Here is an 18,707-nt window from a genome sequence, read left to right as displayed (position 1 = left end):
AATAGATATAGTGATTTTAGTACTTAATTATAGGATAGGGATTTTTTAAAATTCTATTTACTGATAAAGGAGTTTAAGGTCATGAAAATCAAGCTGCAGCAGCCCTTTACTTTTGAAGGCGGAAAAAGGGCTGTCTTACTTTTACATGGGTTCACGGGGAATTCAGCGGATGTACGGATGCTGGGCCGTTACTTGGAGAAACAGGGATACACCTGCCATGCCCCGCACTATGAAGGGCATGGCGTTCCCCCAGAGGAGCTGGTGAAAACAGGTCCGGAAGATTGGTGGAAAGATGTCATGATGGGCTATGATTTCCTGAAAAGCAAAGGCCATGAAGAAATTGCTGTTGCCGGACTCTCATTAGGAGGCGTATTTTCTCTTAAATTAGGTTACACTGTACCTATAAAGGGTATCGTAACAATGTGTGCGCCTATGTATATCAAAAGTGAAGAAATGATGTTTAAAGGAGTATTGGAGTACGCCAGAGAATTTAAGAAGTATGAAGGAAAAACTCAAGAGCAAATAGAGCTTGAAATGGACCTCCTTGCCGATAAACCGATGAATACATTGAAAGCCCTTCAGGAATTGATAACGGATGTACGGGAGCACGTCGATCTTATTTATGCTCCGACATTTGTCGTGCAGGGCCGGCATGATGATGTTATCAATCCAAAAAGTGCCGATATTATTATTGATTCCGTAGAATCACCGGTCAAAAAAATCAAGTGGTATGAAGAATCTGGTCATGTCATAACCCTTGATAAAGAAAAAGACGAGCTGCATGAAGATGTATTGGAATTTTTAGACAGCCTGGATTGGTCCGAATAACAAAAATATACCCTGAATAGGAGGGTTTTCATGGAAGATAACATTCAAGAACATATTAATAAGCTTCTGACATACATGACGGATGAAGCGTATAAGCCGCTAACGGTACAAGAACTGGAAGAGGCTTTGAAAATCGAAGACTCGGCAGATTTCAAGAATTTCGTTAAGGCTTTAGTAAAAATGGAAGAAAAGGGATTGGTGGTCAGAACGAGGAGCAATCGTTACGGCCTGCCGCAAAAAATGAATTTGTTCCGCGGTAAATTAACGGGGCACGCAAAGGGGTTTGCCTTTGTCACACCTGAAGACAACCCGGGAATGGATGATATTTTCATTCCGCCAAATGAAACGGGCACAGCGATGCATGGAGATGTCGTCATGGTACGGGTATCTTCGGAAACATCGGGCTCAAGGCAAGAAGGCACGGTCATCAGAATACTTGAACGCGGAATTACACAAGTGGTAGGTACATACTCCGAAAGTAAAAGTTTTGGTTTCGTCATCCCTGATGATAAAAAGATCGCAAACGATATCTTCATTCCACAGCATGCTTCACATGGAGCGGTAGAGGGACATAAGGTTGTCGTCAAGCTTACTTCTTATCCTGAGGGACGCATAAGTGCCGAAGGTGAAGTCATTGAGATTCTTGGCCATAAAAATGATCCTGGTGTGGATATTCTTTCCGTGATCCATAAGTATGGTTTGCCGATGGAGTTCCCGGATGACGTCATGGAGCAGGCCAATGCCGTTTCCGATACCATTCAAGAAAGTGAAATTGGCAACCGCAGAGACTTGCGTAATGATGTTTTGGTCACGATTGATGGAGCGGATGCAAAGGATCTGGATGATGCCGTCACTGTTTCCAAGCTTGAGAATGGCAATTACAAGCTGGGCGTTCATATTGCTGATGTCAGTCATTACGTGAAGGAAGGTTCTCCAATCGATAAGGAAGCCCTGGAAAGAGGGACGAGCGTGTATTTGGTGGACAGGGTCATCCCGATGATCCCGCATCGTTTATCGAATGGCATTTGTTCCTTGAACCCACAAGTCGATCGTTTTACACTCTCATGTGAAATGGAAATCACGCCGGATGGCAAAGTCGTCAACCATGATATTTTTGAAAGTGTCATTAAGACGACGGAACGTATGACATATGGCAATGTGAACAAAATCCTTGTCGATAAAGATGAAGAACAGCTTGAACGCTATGAAGCGTTGGTGCCGATGTTCCAGGACATGGAAAAGCTAGCGGCCATCCTTCGCAAGAACCGGATGAACCGCGGTGCAATCGACTTTGATTTCAATGAAGCAAGAGTCATCGTTGATGAAGAGGGCCATCCGACTGATGTGGTTTTACGTGAAAGGTCGGTTGCGGAAAAGCTGATTGAAGAGTTCATGCTTGCAGCTAATGAAACCGTTGCTGAGCATTTCCACCGTCTTGACCTACCGTTCATTTACCGTATTCATGAAGATCCAAAGCCGGAAAAACTGCAGCGTTTCTTCGAATTCATTACGAACTTCGGATACATTGTAAGGGGATCGGCCAATGACGTCCATCCTAAGGCGTTACAGGAAATCATTGAGGCGGTTGCCGGTAAGCCGGAAGAAACGGTCATATCCACCGTCATGCTTCGTTCCATGCAACAGGCGAAATATGATCCGGAGAGCTTAGGCCACTTTGGGTTATCTGCTGAGTTTTATACACATTTCACATCTCCGATTCGCCGTTACCCGGATTTGATCGTGCACAGGCTGATCAGGACCTACTTGGTGGAAGGTAAAATGGATGAAGCTACGAAGGAAAAATGGAATGCCAATTTACCTGAGATTGCCGATCATACATCGAAACGTGAACGTCGCTCAGTCGATGCCGAGCGGGAAACGGATGATTTGAAAAAAGCGGAATACATGCTGGATAAAATCGGCGAGGAATATACCGGGATCATTGGTTCAGTCACCAATTTCGGGATGTTCGTCGAGTTGCCGAACACGATTGAAGGACTTGTCCATGTCTCTTTCATGACGGATGATTATTATCGCTTCGATGAGCGTCAGCTTGCAATGATCGGGGAACGTACCGGTAATGTGTTCCGGATTGGCGATGAAATCGACGTACGGGTTTCCAACGTCAATAAAGAGGAACGCGCCATCGATTTTGAAATTATCGGCATGAAGGTAAGCCGTCCGCGTCCATCCGGCGAGAAGAAAATATTCAAAGCCAATTCAGGTGAACGCAAACGCGGCCGAGGCGGCAATGGGGGACGTAAGGAAGGAAAAGGCGGCGACCGTAATGGAGATTCGACTTCTTCTGGAAGAAAATCGAAAAAGAAGAAAAAATTCTTTGAAAATGCGCCAGCTGCCAAGCGCAAGAGAAAACCTAAAAAGAGATAAAGATTCAGGCGGGGGGATGATCATTCCATCCTCTCGCCGCGATTGGATGTAAAAAAGGGGAGAGTTAGATGCCAAAAGGCTCAGGTAAACAACTAGCACAAAATAAAAAAGCGTATCATGATTTCTTTATTGAACAAACGTTTGAAGCAGGAATCGTTTTAAAAGGGACCGAAATCAAAGCAATCCGTGCGGCCCGAGTGAATTTGAAGGATGCCTTCGCTAAAATAGAAAATGGTGAAGTTTATCTTCATAATATGCATGTCAGCCCTTATGAGCAGGGAAACCAGTTTAACCATGATCCGTTACGGACACGGAAGCTTCTTTTGCATAAGAAAGAAATCAGTAAACTGATCGGGGAAACAAAGGTAACAGGTTACACCATCGTCCCGTTGAAAATGTATTTAAAGAATGGCTTTGCCAAAGTTTTAATCGGACTTGGAAAAGGGAAGAAACAATATGACAAGCGTGATGACCTGAAGAAGAAGGAAGCGAAGCGTGATATTGAACGTGCTTTCCGTGATCGTCAGAAGATGTAAAACTGCCAAGACCTTACAATTGATTTTTTGAACCAATCTGTTATAATTAATCCTGTACCGATGACAATTGAATATCAGCCAACTTGCTGACTATTCTTCTCTCGTACGCTCCATTTCTATCATGGGGACGTTACGGATTCGACAGGGATAGTTCGAGCTTAAGTTGCGAGTCGAGGGGATCGGCCTCGTTAAAACGTCAACGCCTATAACTGGCAAACAAAACAACAACCTAGCTTTCGCTGCTTAATAACAGTCGATAGCTGTTCCTCCCTCCATGGCCCACGTGGTAGGGTAAGGGACTCACTCTAAGTGGGATACGCCGGAATCCACCGTCTGAGGATGAAGGAAGAGACCAATCAGACTAGCTGCTCTGCCGCCTGTCGATAGGCTAATGAGTTCGCGAAATGCGAATATATCGACTACACTCGTAGAAGCTTAAGTGCCGTTATGTCTGGACGTGGGTTCGACTCCCACCGTCTCCACCAATACATATATTGGTGGTTTTTTATTTGGTTTTTTTTCGTCGTTTTTGTCGAAAAATCGATAAATCGAATAATTCGCAGATATATCAGAATTTTTCGTTGATATATCTCCAGTTTCGAAGATATATTCCCGATTTCGCAGATAAACTGTACAATTTCCATCATTTGCTGTAGAATCCTTTTGAAGAAAATAGGATTGGAGCGATGAAATTGATTGTAAAAAAACGAAAAGTTCCTCTTGCCGTCCGCAAATTACGTGCATTAGCGTGCAGGCTTCCTCCGAATCACCCTAAAGTTCCCTTAATCATGAACGATCTCAATAAAAGGGAAGCGGGCTATAAAGGGGAATGTTCCATTGATTTTCCATTAAGCTTTCTTGAACCGAAAAGCCATTTCATCTTCCACGATTTAAGGCTTCAGGATCAATCCCGATTTTTTCAGCTGGATACCTTATTAATCTCCAAGAAATATGCGCTTATCATTGAAGTGAAGAACATTGCAGGGTCGATCTATTTTGATCCGCATTTCAATCAGCTCATTCGAACGATAGAAGGAAAAGAAACGGCCTTTCCAGATCCCATCATACAAGTCAGCCGCCAGAAATCACAATTGACCAATTGGTTCTTGAAAAACGGTTTTCCCTCACTGCCCATCCTTTCATTGATTGTCATCAGTAATCCCCAAACCATCATCCGTACAGCCCTTGAAAACCATGAACTCCACAATAAAGTTATCCATCGCGATGCACTTCCCGATAAAATTAATCAAATGGAGCATTCCATAACAGAATCCAGTTTTAGTGAGAAAGATTTGAACAAAGCAATTCGCGTAATGAATAAACACCACATCGATGCGGACTTTTCCATTCTGGAACGATACAATCTTACCGAAAAGGACCTAATTAAAGGAGTGATTTGTGAGAATTGTAAGGGCAATAAATTATTTAGAAGGCATGGCACATGGCTTTGTAATCAATGCCAACTCTCCAGTAAAAAAGCACATATCCTGGCTTTACGAGATTATTTTTATCTATTAGGCTCGACTATAACGAATCGGCAGTTGAGGAACTTTTTAAACATTTCCTCTTCATCCAGTGCAACGAGGATCTTGCAATCATTGAATCTGACAAGCAGTGGTGCGAATAAGGGAAGGGTGTACAGACTGAATTTTGATGAATGACTTTAACTCATTTCTTTATATTCACATCAACATTTTGAAAATTCTTACTGAGCCTAGATGTAATTCTTTTGCTCTTAATTTTTTCTTCTTGATTCATTACACATCCACTCCAATGCTAATCTTATCCACCGCTGCACTTTCAGCAGTTTTGCAGCAACTAAGAGCCCTATGATAGAAAAAGACTCAAAAGAAGCTTCTCTTGAGTCTTTGTTCCGTTTCTATTCTTTTAATTCCTTGCCCATTCCCTTGAGGAAGTGGACGCCAAAGCCGATCGCCCTGTTTATGTCTGGATCATTCAATGTTTTCATTAATTCCAGAACACCGATCTTCTTATCGGCCTGAAGGAATTTGTTTCCTTCATCGATTCCTGCAAGTGCACTGTTCAGCAGTTTCGTGGATTGTGCGGCATCGGCGTTCATCAAGGCTCCTGTTGCACCCATAAGGGTATTGATCAGGTTTGTTACAGGTTGCCTTGTGATTTGTTGAAGTGCGATTTTCGCAATTTGTTCTTTTCCTTGAAGCATGGAGGTCGCGGCTTCGAATACTCCCGAGTCATTCAGTTCATTGACGATTTTAAACATATTGTTCAAGGCATCTTCATTATCGGTGATCAGCGTTTTCAGTTCCTCCAGTTTTTGTAGTTTTATCTCTTCCTCAGTAATGGGATTATGGATTTCCGTTATAGGAGCTGCCATGATCTTCACCCTCCTTGTTTAATTATCCGTTAAGTGAACATACCCTGGACGGGCCCACTTACGTTCAACCTCGACACCATTTTGAGGATGACGTTTTTTGTTCCGTGGATTGGTACCCGGTAATGGAACGTCTCCGCTTGTGCTTAGTACTTCCATGCGGACCATCGTCTGTTTGTAAGCAGGCGTGCTTGTGCGTCGATCATAGATGGGACCGGTCAGGAAGTTGATGGCAGAGTCTTTATCGACGGAGTTCATCGGTAAAAATAGCTCATTATTTTTAACACGGTCTGTGATCAATGCTTTTAACTTAACGGCCCCGAATGGAGACACCAAGCGAACGAGTCCGCCATCACTGACTTTACGTTCTTTGGCAAGTTCTGGTGAAACCTCGACGAAAATATCAGGTACTTTCGATTGGATTCCATTGGACTTGTTCGTCATATTGCCTTCATGGAAATGCTCCAGCATGCGTCCATTATTGATATGAAGGTCATATTCTTCCGGGAATTTATGAGGTTCCACCCAGTCAGCCAGTGCAAAGCGCGCTTTTTTATCAGGGAAGTTGAAGCCATCTACATAAAGAAGGGGCGTGCTTGATCCATCATGGCTCCCCCAGAGGAAGCTGTTCCATCCTTCCAGCACTTCGTAATTCGCTTGGCCGAATATCGGTGACAGGCTTGCCATTTCGTCATAGATTTCACTAGGGTGAGAGTAATTCCAATTCGCACCTAAGCGGTTGGCGATTTCTTGGGTGATTTCCCAATCCGCCTTAGAATCTCCCATAGTGGGAAGGGCTTTATATAATCGCTGTACACGGCGCTCCGTATTGGTGAACGTTCCGTCTTTTTCAAGAGATGGAGCTCCGGGCAATACCACATCGGCATATTGGGCTGTCCTTGAAAGGAAAATATCCTGGACAACAAAGAAGTCCAATCCGGATAACACTTTATCAACATGGTTGGCATCCGCGTCAACAAGTGCCATATCTTCACCTACAAGATACATCGCCTTCATGTCGCCTTTTTCTATCGCTTTAAGCATTTCAATATTGTTCAAGCCTGGTTGGCCAGCGATTTTCACTCCATAAGCTTTTTCGAATTTAGCACGTGCCACGTCATCGGTAACATGCTGATATCCCGGAAGCCATGTTGGAAGGGTACCCATATCGCAAGCGCCCTGTACATTGTTGTGGCCGCGAAGCGGATAGGCTCCCGCTCCTGGACGACGGTAGTTACCCGTAGCCAATAGCAGGTTGGAAATTGCCGCCGAAGTATCGGAGGCACCGGTGTTTTGTGTTACGCCCATACCCCAAAGAATGCATGTACCGTCTGCATCGCGAATGGCCTCAGCTATTTGGATCAATGTTTCTTTAGAAATACCTGTATGTGTTTCTGCATATTCCAGGGTATATTTCTCAAGTACTTCTTTATAATCGTCGAAGAAGTTAACATTTTCATTGATGAATTCTTGATCATGCCAGCCTTGATCGATCATATATTTTGTAACCGCCATCAACCAGACTTGATCCGTTCCTTGTTTTGGGCTGATATGGATGTCGGAACGTTCGGCCATTTCATTTTTGCGGATGTCAGCTACAATCAGTTTTTGTCCGTGAAGCTTATGTGCCCGTTTAACGCGTGTCGCCAGTACGGGATGGCCTTCTGCCGGGTTGGCCCCAACGATGATGACAAGTCCTGCTGCGGAGATATCCTTGATCGTACCAGCATCTCCGCCCATGCCGACTGTACGGAACAGTCCGTCTGTTGCCGGGGATTGACAGTAACGCGAGCAGTTGTCGACGTTATTCGTTTCGAACATTTGCCGTGCCAGTTTTTGAATGACATAGTTTTCTTCATTCGTGATCTTGGATGAGGAAATGAAGCCAACTGAATTTCCGCCGTATTGCTGTTTGATCGAACCCAGTCTGGACGCAACCAAATCAAGTGCTTCATCCCAGCTTGATTCAACGAATCTTCCGTTTTTCCGAATCAGGGGCTTTGTCAAACGTTCTTCCGAGTTTACGAAGTCCCAACCGAATTTCCCTTTGACACATGTGGATATCGCATTGACGGGTGCTTCATGAGCAGGTTGGACTTTAAGGATTTTACGGCCTTTTGTCCAGACTTCGAATGTGCATCCTACCCCACAGAACGTACAGACCGTTTTTGTTTTCTTAGTCCGTGTCTCTCGCATTGCCGCTTCAATCTCCGAAATGGCAAAAATCCCGCTGTATCCAGGTTCCACTTCTTTGACAAGGTCTATCATCGGTTCCAGCATATCGTTTTTCAAGCCTGACATGAAACCAGCTTCGCCAAGCATCGATTTTTCCATTAATGCATTACATGGACAAATCGTTACACACTGTCCGCAGCCTACACAAGATGAGTTATTGATTTCCGTTCCTTCATCCCATATTACCCGAGGGCGTTCTGCTTCCCAGTCGATGGACAGCGTCTCGTTGACCTGAAGGTTTTGGCACACTTCAACACATTGCCCGCATGCGATGCATTGATTGGCATCATAGCGGTAAAATGGATGGGACATATCGACGGCACCCAATTCCACTTTCGGTGTATAAGGATATTTTTGGTGTTCAATTTCCATTAATTCTGCTGTGTTATGTAGCTTGCAATTTCCGTTATTATTATCACATACAGTACAGTATAAAGAATGGTTTTCCAGTATCCGGTCCATGGCCTCGGTTTGGGCTTCTTTTGCCTTGCTTGAGTCCAAGGCTATATCCATGCCGCTCACTGCTTTTGTCGAACATGACCGGACGAGTTTCCCATTAACTTCGACGATGCATGTGTCGCATGTTTGGATCGGATCCACCTCAGGAACATAACAAATTTGTGGATGGGCCATCTCATTTTGGTTGATGACCTCCAGTATTGTCGCTCCTTCATTAGCGGTATAAGCCTTCCCGTTGATTGTGATGGTGATGTTTGAATCGCTCATTATATTTCCCCCTTTTATAGCCAAAAAGACGCAAAAAAACCACCATGATTACACCTCCGTCTCTGAACGGAAATGTAGGTCATGGTGGAATAGTTTAATAGCAAAGCTTGCCAATATACCAATCCATACCATAATGGATAATTTTAAAAAAGATAGGACACAACAGTACACTATCATGCTCCCAACTTTCATCATTGATATTATACCTTTTATCATGAAAAGAAACAATCCTGGAAAGAGGGTATCATTCCCAAATTCCTTTCGTTTTTCTTCGCGTTGATTTATGATAAGAAAATTGAGAACTATTTTTCTTGAAATGGAGTGACGCAACGGTGTCAAAAGTTATCCATGAATTCAATGATATGATTCGTAAGCTGCGCAAGGAACTATTCGGTAAAGGACCAGAACGCATACACACGGTTTTCGTGGAAAATATGGCCGTTTCTACGTTATATGGAAATTTGACTCCTACGGAAATGTTCATATCAAGATCGGAGGAAGGAAGGGATATGGTCCATTCTGCACGAACCAAAATGGTTCAGGATGTGTATTCGGAGAGTCCTCCCGATGGAATGGAAGATCTGGTTGGAGCTAAACTGCTCCATTTGTTTTCAGACATCAAAATCAAGGAAAATATAGCGATTTCCGTATTCGTATTTGATAAGAATATAGCGGACAAACTCAACGGGCATTGACCATGTTCCTTACATTTGGTCAATTGGCTCCTGGATAGTAAAAGGAGTGGGAACATGAAAGCGATTGAAATCAAGAGGGACATCATCCGGATAACCAAAGGTAACATCGAGCGGACGGAAGATGCGATCGTAACGGAGCATCCCGTTACTGTCAAAATAAATGGCCAGGAATTCGTCACGATGGTTTGTACACCTGAATACATCGAGGATATGGTGATTGGTTATTTGGCTTCGGAAGGAATCATCAAAAAATATGATGAGATAAAAGAAGTCTGGGTTCAGGAAAAAGAAGGCTTTGTTCATGTGAAGACGGATAAAGTGAATCCCTACTTCCAGGACTTTCAAAATAAGCGGTATATTACATCATGCTGCGGAATGAGCAGACAAGGTTTCGTCTTTGTAAATGATGCATTGACTGCCAAGAAAATGGATGATGTTTCGGTGAAACTGACTCCTGATGACTGCTTCCGCTTGATGAAGGATTTACAAAATTCTGCTGTCACTTTCCAGAATACGGGCGGAGTCCACAATGCTGCTTTATGTGATGCCAATGGGCTCGTATTAAGCAGGATGGACATCGGACGGCATAACGCCTTGGACAAAATATACGGCCATTGCTTGAAAAATGGCATTTCGATGGAAGGGAAGGCGATCGTGTTCAGCGGCCGGATTTCATCGGAAATTCTTTTGAAAGTGGCGAAAATCGGCTGTGAACTGATACTCTCGAAGTCCGCTCCAACTGAATTGGCTTTGGAGTTGGCTGAAGGATTGGGAATCACGACGGTCGGGTTCATTCGCAATGATTCGCTGAATATCTACACATGTCCTGAAAGGATTCTATTGAATGACTGAGCATCTTTCCGCTTGAAAGATGCTTACGGGAAAGTCCTTGCCGGTATGGCTTGGGCTTTTTTTGTCTTTGTTAAAGGCTCTTTTCGTAAAGATTGTTGTTTTTAAAACGAAACGATTTAAGGTTGATTGGAGCGGAAGTGCGAGACTCCTGCGGGAGCAGCGGGACAGGTGAGACCCCACAGGCGTTTACGCCGAGGAGGCTCACCGCCCGCCCCGCGGAAAGCGAGCATCTGGAGGGGAAATCAACCACAACTCACTACCTGGTAAATAGCAACAAAGTATGTGAAAACAGCCTTGTTAAATGATATCTCCAACAGGCCTTTTGTGGTACAGTTTTTATAAAACATTCAAGGGAACTCGTATCGGGGGAAGGGTTATGAACGAAAGGGATTGGCATATTTTAAAGGTGTTGCATGAACACAGGAATATTACTAAAACGGCGCAAAGTTTATATATCTCGCAACCTTCTTTAACGAAACGGATTCAACAAATAGAGAAGGAATTCAATCTGAAGATTGTGGAGCGGGGAACTAGGGGAGTGCAGTTCACCCCTCAAGGTGAATATTTGGCCATCTGTGCAGATGAGATGCTGATCAGGCTCCGGCAGATAAAGGAGACAGCATTCAATATGGGTCAGGAGATCAGTGGAACATTACGGCTGGGTGTTTCCAACTATATTACGCTGCATAAGCTGCCTGGCCTGCTGAAAATTTTTCGTGAGCGATTTCCTAAAGTGGATTTCCATGTGACAACCGGCTGGAGTAAAGAAGTGCTGAACCTCATTTATAAGGAAGAAGTGCATGTCGGGATTGTTCGGGGGGACTATCAATGGTCGGGATCAAGGCATCATCTTTTTGAGGAAACGATTTGCATTGCTTCCAAGGAAGAAATCGAAGTCCGGAACCTGCCTTTCCTGCCGAGGATTGATTATGGGACAGATGCCCTTTTGAAAACAATGATCGATAATTGGTGGAGAGACAATTTTTCCGGACCTCCTTTGGTGGGGATGGAAGTGGACAAAGGGGATACATGCAAGGAAATGGTCAAGAATGGCCTGGGATATGGCATCCTCCCCAGTGTTTTATTGGAGAATGACCAAAACCTCCGTCAAATGGACCTTAAGGACAAGCAAGGTAATCCCCTTATCAGGAATACATGGATGTTATATCATGAAAAGTCGCTGGAATTAAAACTGGTCAAAGAGTTTGTCGAATTTGTCAAAGGCGTCGATTTCATGAGGGATATTTAACTGAAGCGCAGAAACCTCTGTGCTTTTTTATCATTCCTTTTTTGAATGGATAACGATAATTTATTGGTATTTTAATTATGGCCATCCCGGCATTATGATAGATGGGAGATGTAAATCATCAGGAATTTGCCTAAGGAATGGAGAGGAAGTCAAGTGAGTGTCCTGTTTCTGATTGTATTGAATGTGATTGTACCGGTTTTTTTCCTTATAGGGGCGGGAGCCATTCTGCATCGTAAATTCAAGTTGGATATGAATACACTGTCTAAATTGAATCACTTCCTGCTCATGCCCGCCATTAGCTTTGTCAATATCTATCAAAGTAAATTGGGCGGGGGGATGATCGTCCAGATATTCAGCTTCCTTGCTCTTCAAGCAGTAAGTCTCATCATCGTGAGTACAGTGGTAGCGAAACTAGCCAGGTTTGATCAAAGTCTTTCGGCCACGTTTAAAAATAGTGTAGTCCTGAATAACTCGGCCAATTTCGGGTTACCTGTCAGTCAGATGGTTTTTAATGGAAACCCCCTTGGCCTGTCGATTCAAGTCATCGTGATCATTTTTCAAAACCTGTTGACCTATACCTATGGATTGATGAATTCTGTTTCCGTCCATACAAAAAGTGCAAAGGGTGCCATTCGCGAGTTCTTGAAGAACCCCGTCATTTATGCTTTATTGCTTGGTTTAATATTACATTCCGTTTCTTTCGAAATCCCTCTGTTCTTATGGACCCCGATTGATAATATCGCGAGTGCCTTCATAGCCATTGCATTGATTACATTAGGTGCACAGAGTGCCTATTTGAAAATAACGCATTTCCCGCTTCCGCTTATCCTTAGCTTGGCGGGGCGCTTAATACTCTCACCATCCATCGCCTTCCTGATCATTCTCATGCTGGGCTTGGAAGGGACTGTCGCCCAAGGGTTGTTTATCGCAAGCTCATTTCCCACATCAAGAAACAGCGCATTATTCGCTTTGGAATATGACAACCATCCGGAGTATGCGGCACAGGCGGTTTTGATGTCGACTTTATTCAGCAGCATAACGGTAACGATGGTCGTGTATCTATCAAAAATACTATTCTAGCAGGGCTGCTCTTTGTGGGTGGGCCTTTTTCCCATGTCTCCCGATAAAACTTTATGAACAATATGAAGGTTTTGGAATTTATGCATTTTAGTTGGGCAATCATTGAAAGCGAAGATATTTTTGTAGAATTAAGAAAACGCTTTCAAAAGGGGGATTACTATGTTTTCTCGTAAAAAGATTTCAGCGGTACTATTGGCAGGTTCGTTAGCTTTAAGTTTAGGTGCATGCAGCAGTTCGGGGACATCAGGAGAAAAGAAAGAAGATACAGGTTATCCGAAAAAAGCGATAACGGTCGTTGCTCCTTCGGGTGCAGGCGGGGGATGGGATTTAACGGCCCGTTCATTTACAAAGGTCTTGGGTGAGACGAAATTGGTGAACCAGCCATTGACCGTCGAAAACAAACCCGGCGGCGGGGGCGCTGTCTTCATGGCGGACTATGCAACACAGCAAGCGGATAATAATGACATGCTGTTCGTTAATTCACCGCCTGTCATCATCAATAACCTTAAAAAAGAAGGCAACAGTCCTTATGGATATAAAAATACGACTCCTTTGGCGCAGCTGACAAAGGATTATGGGGCGATAGTGGTAAAGGCGGATTCTGAATTCAAGGATTTGAAATCGGTGCTGGAAGCGGTGAAGAAAGATCCGCGTAAGCTGACCTTTGCAGGGGGATCTGCACCGGGATCCATGGATCATTTGATTTCCATTCTTCCAGCCTATGAATATGGCTTGAATCCAACCGAACTTAAATACGTTTCTTACGACGGTGGCGGGGAAGCGATTACGGCATTGCTTGGCGGAAATGCGGATGTGATCGGAACGGATGCATCCAGTGTCAGGGAATTTTTAAAAGCAGGAAAGATTAGAGTGTTGGCTGTAACCTCGAATGAACGTTTAGGTGGGGACCTTAAAGACATACCGACGGCAAAGGAACAAGGGGTTGATGCTGAATTCACGATTTGGAGAGGCGTTTTTGGACCTCAGAATATGTCTGGTGAAGCAAAAACCTTTTGGGACGGAACCATTGAGAAGCTAGTTGAAACTTCTGAATGGAAAAAGGAAGTGGAAGTGCAAGGATGGGAACAAGAATATAAAAATAGTGAAGAATTCAGCAAGTTTTTAGTAGAACAGGAGAAACAGGTGCAGCAATTATTGAAAGCTTTAGGGATGGAAAAATAATTGGGAAGAAGGGGGTGCTTTCACCTTCTTCTTATTTTCTGAAATGGGGGGATTGTGATGGATGTTAAATTTGATCGCTTTGCTTCTGCAGCCTTTCTGGCTGTCGGAGTGCTGTTTATGATAGGAAGCAGGAAACTGGCCAGTTCTTCATATGGAAGTTCGGTAGGACCGGACATTTTCCCTTTTGTATTGGGGCTCGTCCTTTCTCTTTTAAGTATTCGCCTGTTCTATGAGGCATTTCGGGGCAAGGGGCAGGAATCACGTAAGGACAAGCTGCAATATAAACCGTTTATCATCATTCTGCTCTCCACCTTGATTTATATTTTGACATTGGAAACGATAGGATATGTCATTACAACCTTTCTGTTTTTGTTTGTTTGCTTTCAAACGATGGAACGGAATAAGTGGGTGACATCGCTCATCATTTCCGCAGGTTTTTCCGGAATCATCTATTATTTATTCGTGAATGTGTTAAAGGGAACACTGCCGGGTTGGCCAATCTGGTTTTCATAAGAGGAAGGGGGATGTGAAGTGGGCACTTTTGATTATTTAATGCACGGATTTGAAACGGCACTAACTTGGTATAACATACTATTTGCATTTGTCGGAGTATTGATCGGTACGGCGGTCGGCGTTTTGCCGGGGATCGGGCCGATGAGCGGTGTGGCTCTTTTAATTCCGGTAACCGCTTCGATTACAGGTGGACTTCCTCCAGAGCAAGCGGCAACAAGCGCCATCATTTTACTTGCAGGTGTTTATTATGGAGCGATGTATGGAGGATCGACAACTTCAATCCTATTGAATACACCTGGCGAATCTTCTTCTGTCGTCACCACATTGGATGGCTATCAAATGGCCAAGAAGGGAAGAGCCGGGAGTGCTTTATCCATTTCGGCGATCGGTTCCTTCGTAGGAGGGATCGTCACCCTTATCGCCATGATTGCCTTGGCTCAGCCATTATCGACGATTGCCATTAAATTCGGTCCTGCGGAGTATTTTTCACTCATGCTTCTAGGGTTGGCGGCAGTCAGCGGCCTTGCGGGAAAATCCGTAACCAAGGCACTGATCATGACGGTTTGCGGTTTGTTGATCGGGACGATAGGCATTGATAATGTATCCGGGATCGCCCGTTTTACATTCGACTTTCCTTGGCTGTATCAAGGGATCGAATTCCTGACGATCGCTGTTGGTCTATTCGCCCTTGGGGAAGTATTCAAGACAATCTTGGAAAAGGACGAGGATGATGGGGAAATTGCAAAGATCAATAATTTGCTTCCTTCCAAAGAAGAATTCAAGGAATCTGCGGGGCCGATTGCGAGGGGATCGCTCTTAGGTTTCTTTGTAGGAATCCTGCCGGGGGCAGGGGCCACTCTTGCTTCCTTCTTCTCATACCTTATGGAAAAACGGATTTCAAAAAAACCTGGGAGATTCGGTACAGGGGCAATCGCTGGTGTGGCTGGCCCTGAAACGGCCAATAATGCGGCTTCCGGCGGAGCGATGATACCATTATTGACGCTGGGAATTCCGGGTTCCGGTACAACGGCGATTTTAATGGGTGCGCTCATGATGTACAATGTTCAGCCGGGTCCATTATTATTCGAGGACCATCCCCAGGTGGCTTGGGGACTTATCGCCAGTATGTTCATAGGAAATCTGATGCTCCTCATCCTTAATCTCCCGCTCGTTAAGGTTTTTGCGAAAATCATTGAAACGCCAAAGAAATATTTGATTCCTATCATTATCGCAATTTCCATTTTTGGTGTTTATGCGGTACAAGTATCGACTTATGATTTATTGCTATTACTAGGGTGCGGGGTCTTGGGATACTTCTTAAGTAAAAATGATTATCCAATCGCCCCGTTGGTATTAGGCCTGGTTTTAGGGCCGATGATAGAAAACAATATGCGCAGGGCACTGACGATATCCGATGGGGATTACAGTTTGTTTTTCACTCGGCCGCTTTCGCTGACCTTCCTGATCGTAACGGCATTATGGCTGCTCATTCCGGTTTTACTTAAGAAGAGAGGGAAGGATGTTGTCATCAATATTGAAGGTTAATCGATATTTTCTGAATGTTGCGAAATAACCCCTTTTTTAAAGGGGTTATTTTTTATATGATGTAAGTAGAGGTGATTGAATGCGTTTACACACCAAGTTGATGCTGGGCATCTGTACGTTAATCATCTTAATGGGTGGAATCTTTGAAGTTATTTTCATAAATATCCTGGAAAATAACCTGAAGCAGGAGACAGGGGAAAAAGCATTGTCGGTTGCCCAGACCGTTTCTTTGCTGCCTGAAATTAAACAAGCTTTTCGAACGGATCATCCTTCTGTAATCATCCAGCCCATCGCGGAAAGAATTCGCAGGCAGATCGATGCGGAATTCATAGTGATAGGAGATGAAAATGAAACACGGCTGTCCCATCCAAATCCCGACCTGATCGGAAAGAAAATGGTTGGGGGAGATAACACCGAGGTTTGGGATGGGAAATCCATCATCACGGAGTCCACTGGCACATTGGGACCTTCCATAAGGGGGAAATCCCCGATAATCGCCAATGAAAAGGTCATTGGTGTCGTCTCCGTTGGCTACCTACAGGATGATATTGAAAAAGAAGTGTCCAGAATACAAAGAAAGATCGTCTTGATCATCTCTTTTATATTAATCGGCGGTTTGTTGGTGGCCTTTTTCATTTCATTCAATATAAAAAAGGCGATATTGGGTCTGGAGCCGAAAGAGATCGCCTGGATGTTTCAAGAGAAGCATGCCATTTTGGAATCCATTCATGAAGGCATCATTGCCATTGATGTTCATGGGAAAATCACCATCGTCAATGAAACGGCGCATAAAATCCTTCATATTCCTAAAGACGTCATGCTTCGCGGAAGAAAAATCGAAGAAGTCATCACGCATACACATTTGCTTGATGTAGTCAGCACGGCACGGGCCGAATATGACCAGGAATTCATGATTGACGGTGAAGTTTTTTTGGCAAGCCGGATTCCCATTTTGAATGGACAGGGGGAAATCATCGGTGCCGTTGCAAGTTTGAGAAATAAATCGGAGCTATCCAATCTCCTGCAAGAACTGTCACATGTAAAGGCGTATGCAGAAGGACTGAGGGCCCAGACACATGAATATTCCAATCGGCTTTATACACTGCTGGGCTTGATTCAACTCGGTTCATATAAAGAAGCAATGGATTTCATATCGAAGGAAGTTGATGTGACCCAGGGCTTCATTCACTTTCTGATGAAGGAAGTGCCCGATCCGATCATTGCGGGGTTCATCTTAGGGAAGGTAAGTTTAGCCAGCGAGCTGAAAATTGATTTCACCATCGATAGAGAAAGCAGTTTTAAAGATATTCCGTCTGAAATAGATCGGGATTTATTAGTGACGATCATCGGCAATCTCATCAATAATGCCTTCGAAGCTGTACGGGAAAACGAAAGGGAGGAAAAAAGGGTATCATTGTTCGTCACGGACTTGGGTAAAGAGTTGATCATAGAGGTCGAAGATAATGGAAAAGGGATGGGTTCGGAGGTTACCGAACTGATTTTCCGGAACGGTTTTACGACGAAAAGCCATCAAACCAATTCAGGTATAGGTTTGAGCCTTGTTCAGGAAGCGATAGATGGTTTAGGGGGATATATCACTTTTTCGACGAAAGAAGGGGAATATACAATCTTTACCGTAGCCATACCAAAAAAACAGAGGGGGGATTAAATGATAACCCATCGCGCTATAGAAGTTCTGATCGTAGAAGATGACCTGCGGATTGCCGAGATACAAAAGCTATTCATCGAAAAGCTTGAGGGGTTTCAAACGATCGGGATCGCCTCAAGCTATGACGAGGCTAAAAGCTTCATTGAAATCATGCAGCCGGATCTATTGCTGCTCGATATGTATTTTCCGGATATGAATGGGCTCGATATCCTGAAAGAAATCAAGCAGCAAAGCAAACAAATGGATGTCATCATGATAACGGCGGCTAAAGAAATCGAAAAAGTCCAGGAAGCCATCAAGATCGGCATATTCGATTATATAATCAAGCCTGTCGCATTTGAACGTTTCAAGCAGTCCTTACGCCGGTATCAAGAGTATCACATTAAACTATCTGAATTGGAAAAGGGCAATTTTCCCGTAACGCAGCAACAGGTTGATAAGCTTTTGCGAAAGGATATGAAAGAAAAAGAGAGGGAACAGGCTTCACTGCCAAAAGGGATTGATCGGATGACATTGGAGAAGGTGATGGTTGTGTTGGGGAAATCCTCCCCGGGGTTAACTGCCGAAATAGTGGCAAAGGAGATCGGGGTGAGCAGGACAACGGCAAGGCGTTATCTGGAGCACTTGATGTCAGAGGAAAAAATTGATGCCGATTTAACCTATGGCACGGTAGGACGACCTGAACGGGTTTATGCCATCAAGATATAATGGGTTCGCCAAGCGGCGGATCTTTTTTTATTGGATCGAAAAAATGTCAGGCATTTTCTTGGAATCAGATTGATTGGAGTTCATCGTTTTTTTTTTGAAGTGTAAAAATGATGAAAGAGGAAAAAATAGTGTGAAAAGTGTTGAAGCA

Annotated in this window: 15 protein-coding genes and 1 other RNA gene; 14 read left to right on the top strand and 2 right to left on the bottom strand. The window is 43.9% G+C overall.

Going from position 1 to position 18,707, the window contains the following annotated elements; genetic code table 11:
• Window positions 1-81 precede the first annotated feature (81 nt).
• The 5 genes from AC2YHV_RS10775 (at window position 82) to AC2YHV_RS10755 (ending at window position 5,413) form a co-directional block, all read left to right on the top strand.
• The gene (locus tag AC2YHV_RS10775) at window positions 82-828 is read left to right on the top strand and encodes an alpha/beta hydrolase (RefSeq protein WP_487373186.1); all 747 of its coding nucleotides are present in this window, start codon (window positions 82-84) and stop codon (window positions 826-828) included.
• A gap of 30 nt (window positions 829-858) precedes the next feature.
• The gene (gene rnr / locus AC2YHV_RS10770; protein WP_057278103.1) at window positions 859-3,216 is read left to right on the top strand and encodes a ribonuclease R; all 2,358 of its coding nucleotides are present in this window, start codon (window positions 859-861) and stop codon (window positions 3,214-3,216) included.
• A 68-nt stretch (window positions 3,217-3,284) separates the two neighbouring features.
• Window positions 3,285-3,752, top strand: a complete 468-nt coding sequence (gene smpB, locus AC2YHV_RS10765; protein WP_034310006.1) for an SsrA-binding protein SmpB — start codon at window positions 3,285-3,287, stop codon at window positions 3,750-3,752.
• A 123-nt stretch (window positions 3,753-3,875) separates the two neighbouring features.
• Window positions 3,876-4,237, top strand: a transfer-messenger RNA (tmRNA) gene (gene ssrA, locus AC2YHV_RS10760).
• Between the two features lie 201 nt (window positions 4,238-4,438).
• Window positions 4,439-5,413, top strand: a complete 975-nt coding sequence (locus AC2YHV_RS10755; RefSeq protein ID WP_487373185.1) for a nuclease-related domain-containing protein — start codon at window positions 4,439-4,441, stop codon at window positions 5,411-5,413.
• A gap of 218 nt (window positions 5,414-5,631) precedes the next feature.
• Here the strand turns inward: AC2YHV_RS10755 and AC2YHV_RS10750 are convergent, their stop codons facing one another.
• The gene (locus AC2YHV_RS10750) at window positions 5,632-6,108 is read right to left on the bottom strand and encodes a helical membrane plugin domain-containing protein (RefSeq protein WP_034310010.1); all 477 of its coding nucleotides are present in this window, start codon (window positions 6,106-6,108) and stop codon (window positions 5,632-5,634) included.
• Window positions 6,109-6,126: 18 nt separating this feature from the next.
• Complete coding sequence (fdhF, locus tag AC2YHV_RS10745) at window positions 6,127-9,066, bottom strand: formate dehydrogenase subunit alpha (protein ID WP_487373184.1); 2,940 nt, start codon at window positions 9,064-9,066, stop codon at window positions 6,127-6,129.
• A 332-nt stretch (window positions 9,067-9,398) separates the two neighbouring features.
• Between fdhF and AC2YHV_RS10740 the strand changes: the two genes are divergently transcribed.
• From AC2YHV_RS10740 to AC2YHV_RS10700, 9 genes are all read left to right on the top strand, one after another.
• A complete protein-coding gene (locus tag AC2YHV_RS10740; RefSeq protein WP_048688083.1) occupies window positions 9,399-9,761 on the top strand; it encodes a Na-translocating system protein MpsC family protein in 363 nt (120 codons plus the stop codon).
• Window positions 9,762-9,815: 54 nt separating this feature from the next.
• Window positions 9,816-10,613: a formate dehydrogenase accessory sulfurtransferase FdhD gene (fdhD, locus tag AC2YHV_RS10735; protein ID WP_095679215.1), complete on the top strand. Its 798-nt coding sequence runs from the start codon at window positions 9,816-9,818 to the stop codon at window positions 10,611-10,613.
• Window positions 10,614-10,989: 376 nt separating this feature from the next.
• Window positions 10,990-11,862 (top strand): LysR family transcriptional regulator, encoded by an 873-nt coding sequence (locus AC2YHV_RS10730; protein ID WP_063574716.1) that lies wholly within the window; start codon window positions 10,990-10,992, stop codon window positions 11,860-11,862.
• 153 nt (window positions 11,863-12,015) lie between these two features.
• Window positions 12,016-12,942, top strand: a complete 927-nt coding sequence (locus AC2YHV_RS10725) for an AEC family transporter (protein WP_034310023.1) — start codon at window positions 12,016-12,018, stop codon at window positions 12,940-12,942.
• A gap of 159 nt (window positions 12,943-13,101) precedes the next feature.
• Entirely contained in the window at window positions 13,102-14,124 is a 1,023-nt protein-coding gene (locus AC2YHV_RS10720) for a tripartite tricarboxylate transporter substrate binding protein (protein ID WP_034310025.1), read from the top strand.
• A 57-nt stretch (window positions 14,125-14,181) separates the two neighbouring features.
• Window positions 14,182-14,637 carry a tripartite tricarboxylate transporter TctB family protein gene (locus AC2YHV_RS10715; RefSeq protein WP_054398749.1) on the top strand — a complete coding sequence of 152 codons (456 nt, stop codon included), beginning with the start codon at window positions 14,182-14,184 and terminating at the stop codon, window positions 14,635-14,637.
• Between the two features lie 18 nt (window positions 14,638-14,655).
• Entirely contained in the window at window positions 14,656-16,182 is a 1,527-nt protein-coding gene (locus tag AC2YHV_RS10710; protein WP_063574719.1) for a tripartite tricarboxylate transporter permease, read from the top strand.
• Window positions 16,183-16,261: 79 nt separating this feature from the next.
• Window positions 16,262-17,851: an ATP-binding protein gene (locus tag AC2YHV_RS10705; RefSeq protein WP_487373183.1), complete on the top strand. Its 1,590-nt coding sequence runs from the start codon at window positions 16,262-16,264 to the stop codon at window positions 17,849-17,851.
• Window positions 17,852-18,559, top strand: coding sequence for a response regulator (locus tag AC2YHV_RS10700; RefSeq protein ID WP_487373182.1), 708 nt, complete (start codon window positions 17,852-17,854; stop codon window positions 18,557-18,559). It abuts the gene before it with no gap.
• Window positions 18,560-18,707: the final 148 nt, after the last annotated feature.

The organism is Peribacillus sp. SRI_006, assembly GCF_057586375.1.
Note: the sequence above shows the minus strand (reverse complement) of the source record. Positions and strands in the feature narration are given on the sequence as shown.

Bases quoted from the DNA above. Each gene is read 5' to 3' on its own strand.
- AC2YHV_RS10775 (WP_487373186.1), top strand. From the start codon at position 82: ATGAAAATCAAGCTGCAGCAGCCCTTTACTTTTGAAGGCGGAAAAAGG.
- rnr (WP_057278103.1), top strand. From the start codon at position 859: ATGGAAGATAACATTCAAGAACATATTAATAAGCTTCTGACATACATG.
- AC2YHV_RS10720 (WP_034310025.1), top strand. From the start codon at position 13,102: ATGTTTTCTCGTAAAAAGATTTCAGCGGTACTATTGGCAGGTTCGTTA.
- AC2YHV_RS10755 (WP_487373185.1), top strand. From the start codon at position 4,439: ATGAAATTGATTGTAAAAAAACGAAAAGTTCCTCTTGCCGTCCGCAAA.
- AC2YHV_RS10700 (WP_487373182.1), top strand. From the start codon at position 17,852: ATGATAACCCATCGCGCTATAGAAGTTCTGATCGTAGAAGATGACCTG.
- AC2YHV_RS10715 (WP_054398749.1), top strand. From the start codon at position 14,182: ATGGATGTTAAATTTGATCGCTTTGCTTCTGCAGCCTTTCTGGCTGTC.
- smpB (WP_034310006.1), top strand. From the start codon at position 3,285: ATGCCAAAAGGCTCAGGTAAACAACTAGCACAAAATAAAAAAGCGTAT.
- fdhF (WP_487373184.1), bottom strand. From the start codon at position 9,066: ATGAGCGATTCAAACATCACCATCACAATCAACGGGAAGGCTTATACC.
- fdhD (WP_095679215.1), top strand. From the start codon at position 9,816: ATGAAAGCGATTGAAATCAAGAGGGACATCATCCGGATAACCAAAGGT.
- AC2YHV_RS10750 (WP_034310010.1), bottom strand. From the start codon at position 6,108: ATGGCAGCTCCTATAACGGAAATCCATAATCCCATTACTGAGGAAGAG.
- AC2YHV_RS10730 (WP_063574716.1), top strand. From the start codon at position 10,990: ATGAACGAAAGGGATTGGCATATTTTAAAGGTGTTGCATGAACACAGG.
- AC2YHV_RS10705 (WP_487373183.1), top strand. From the start codon at position 16,262: ATGCGTTTACACACCAAGTTGATGCTGGGCATCTGTACGTTAATCATC.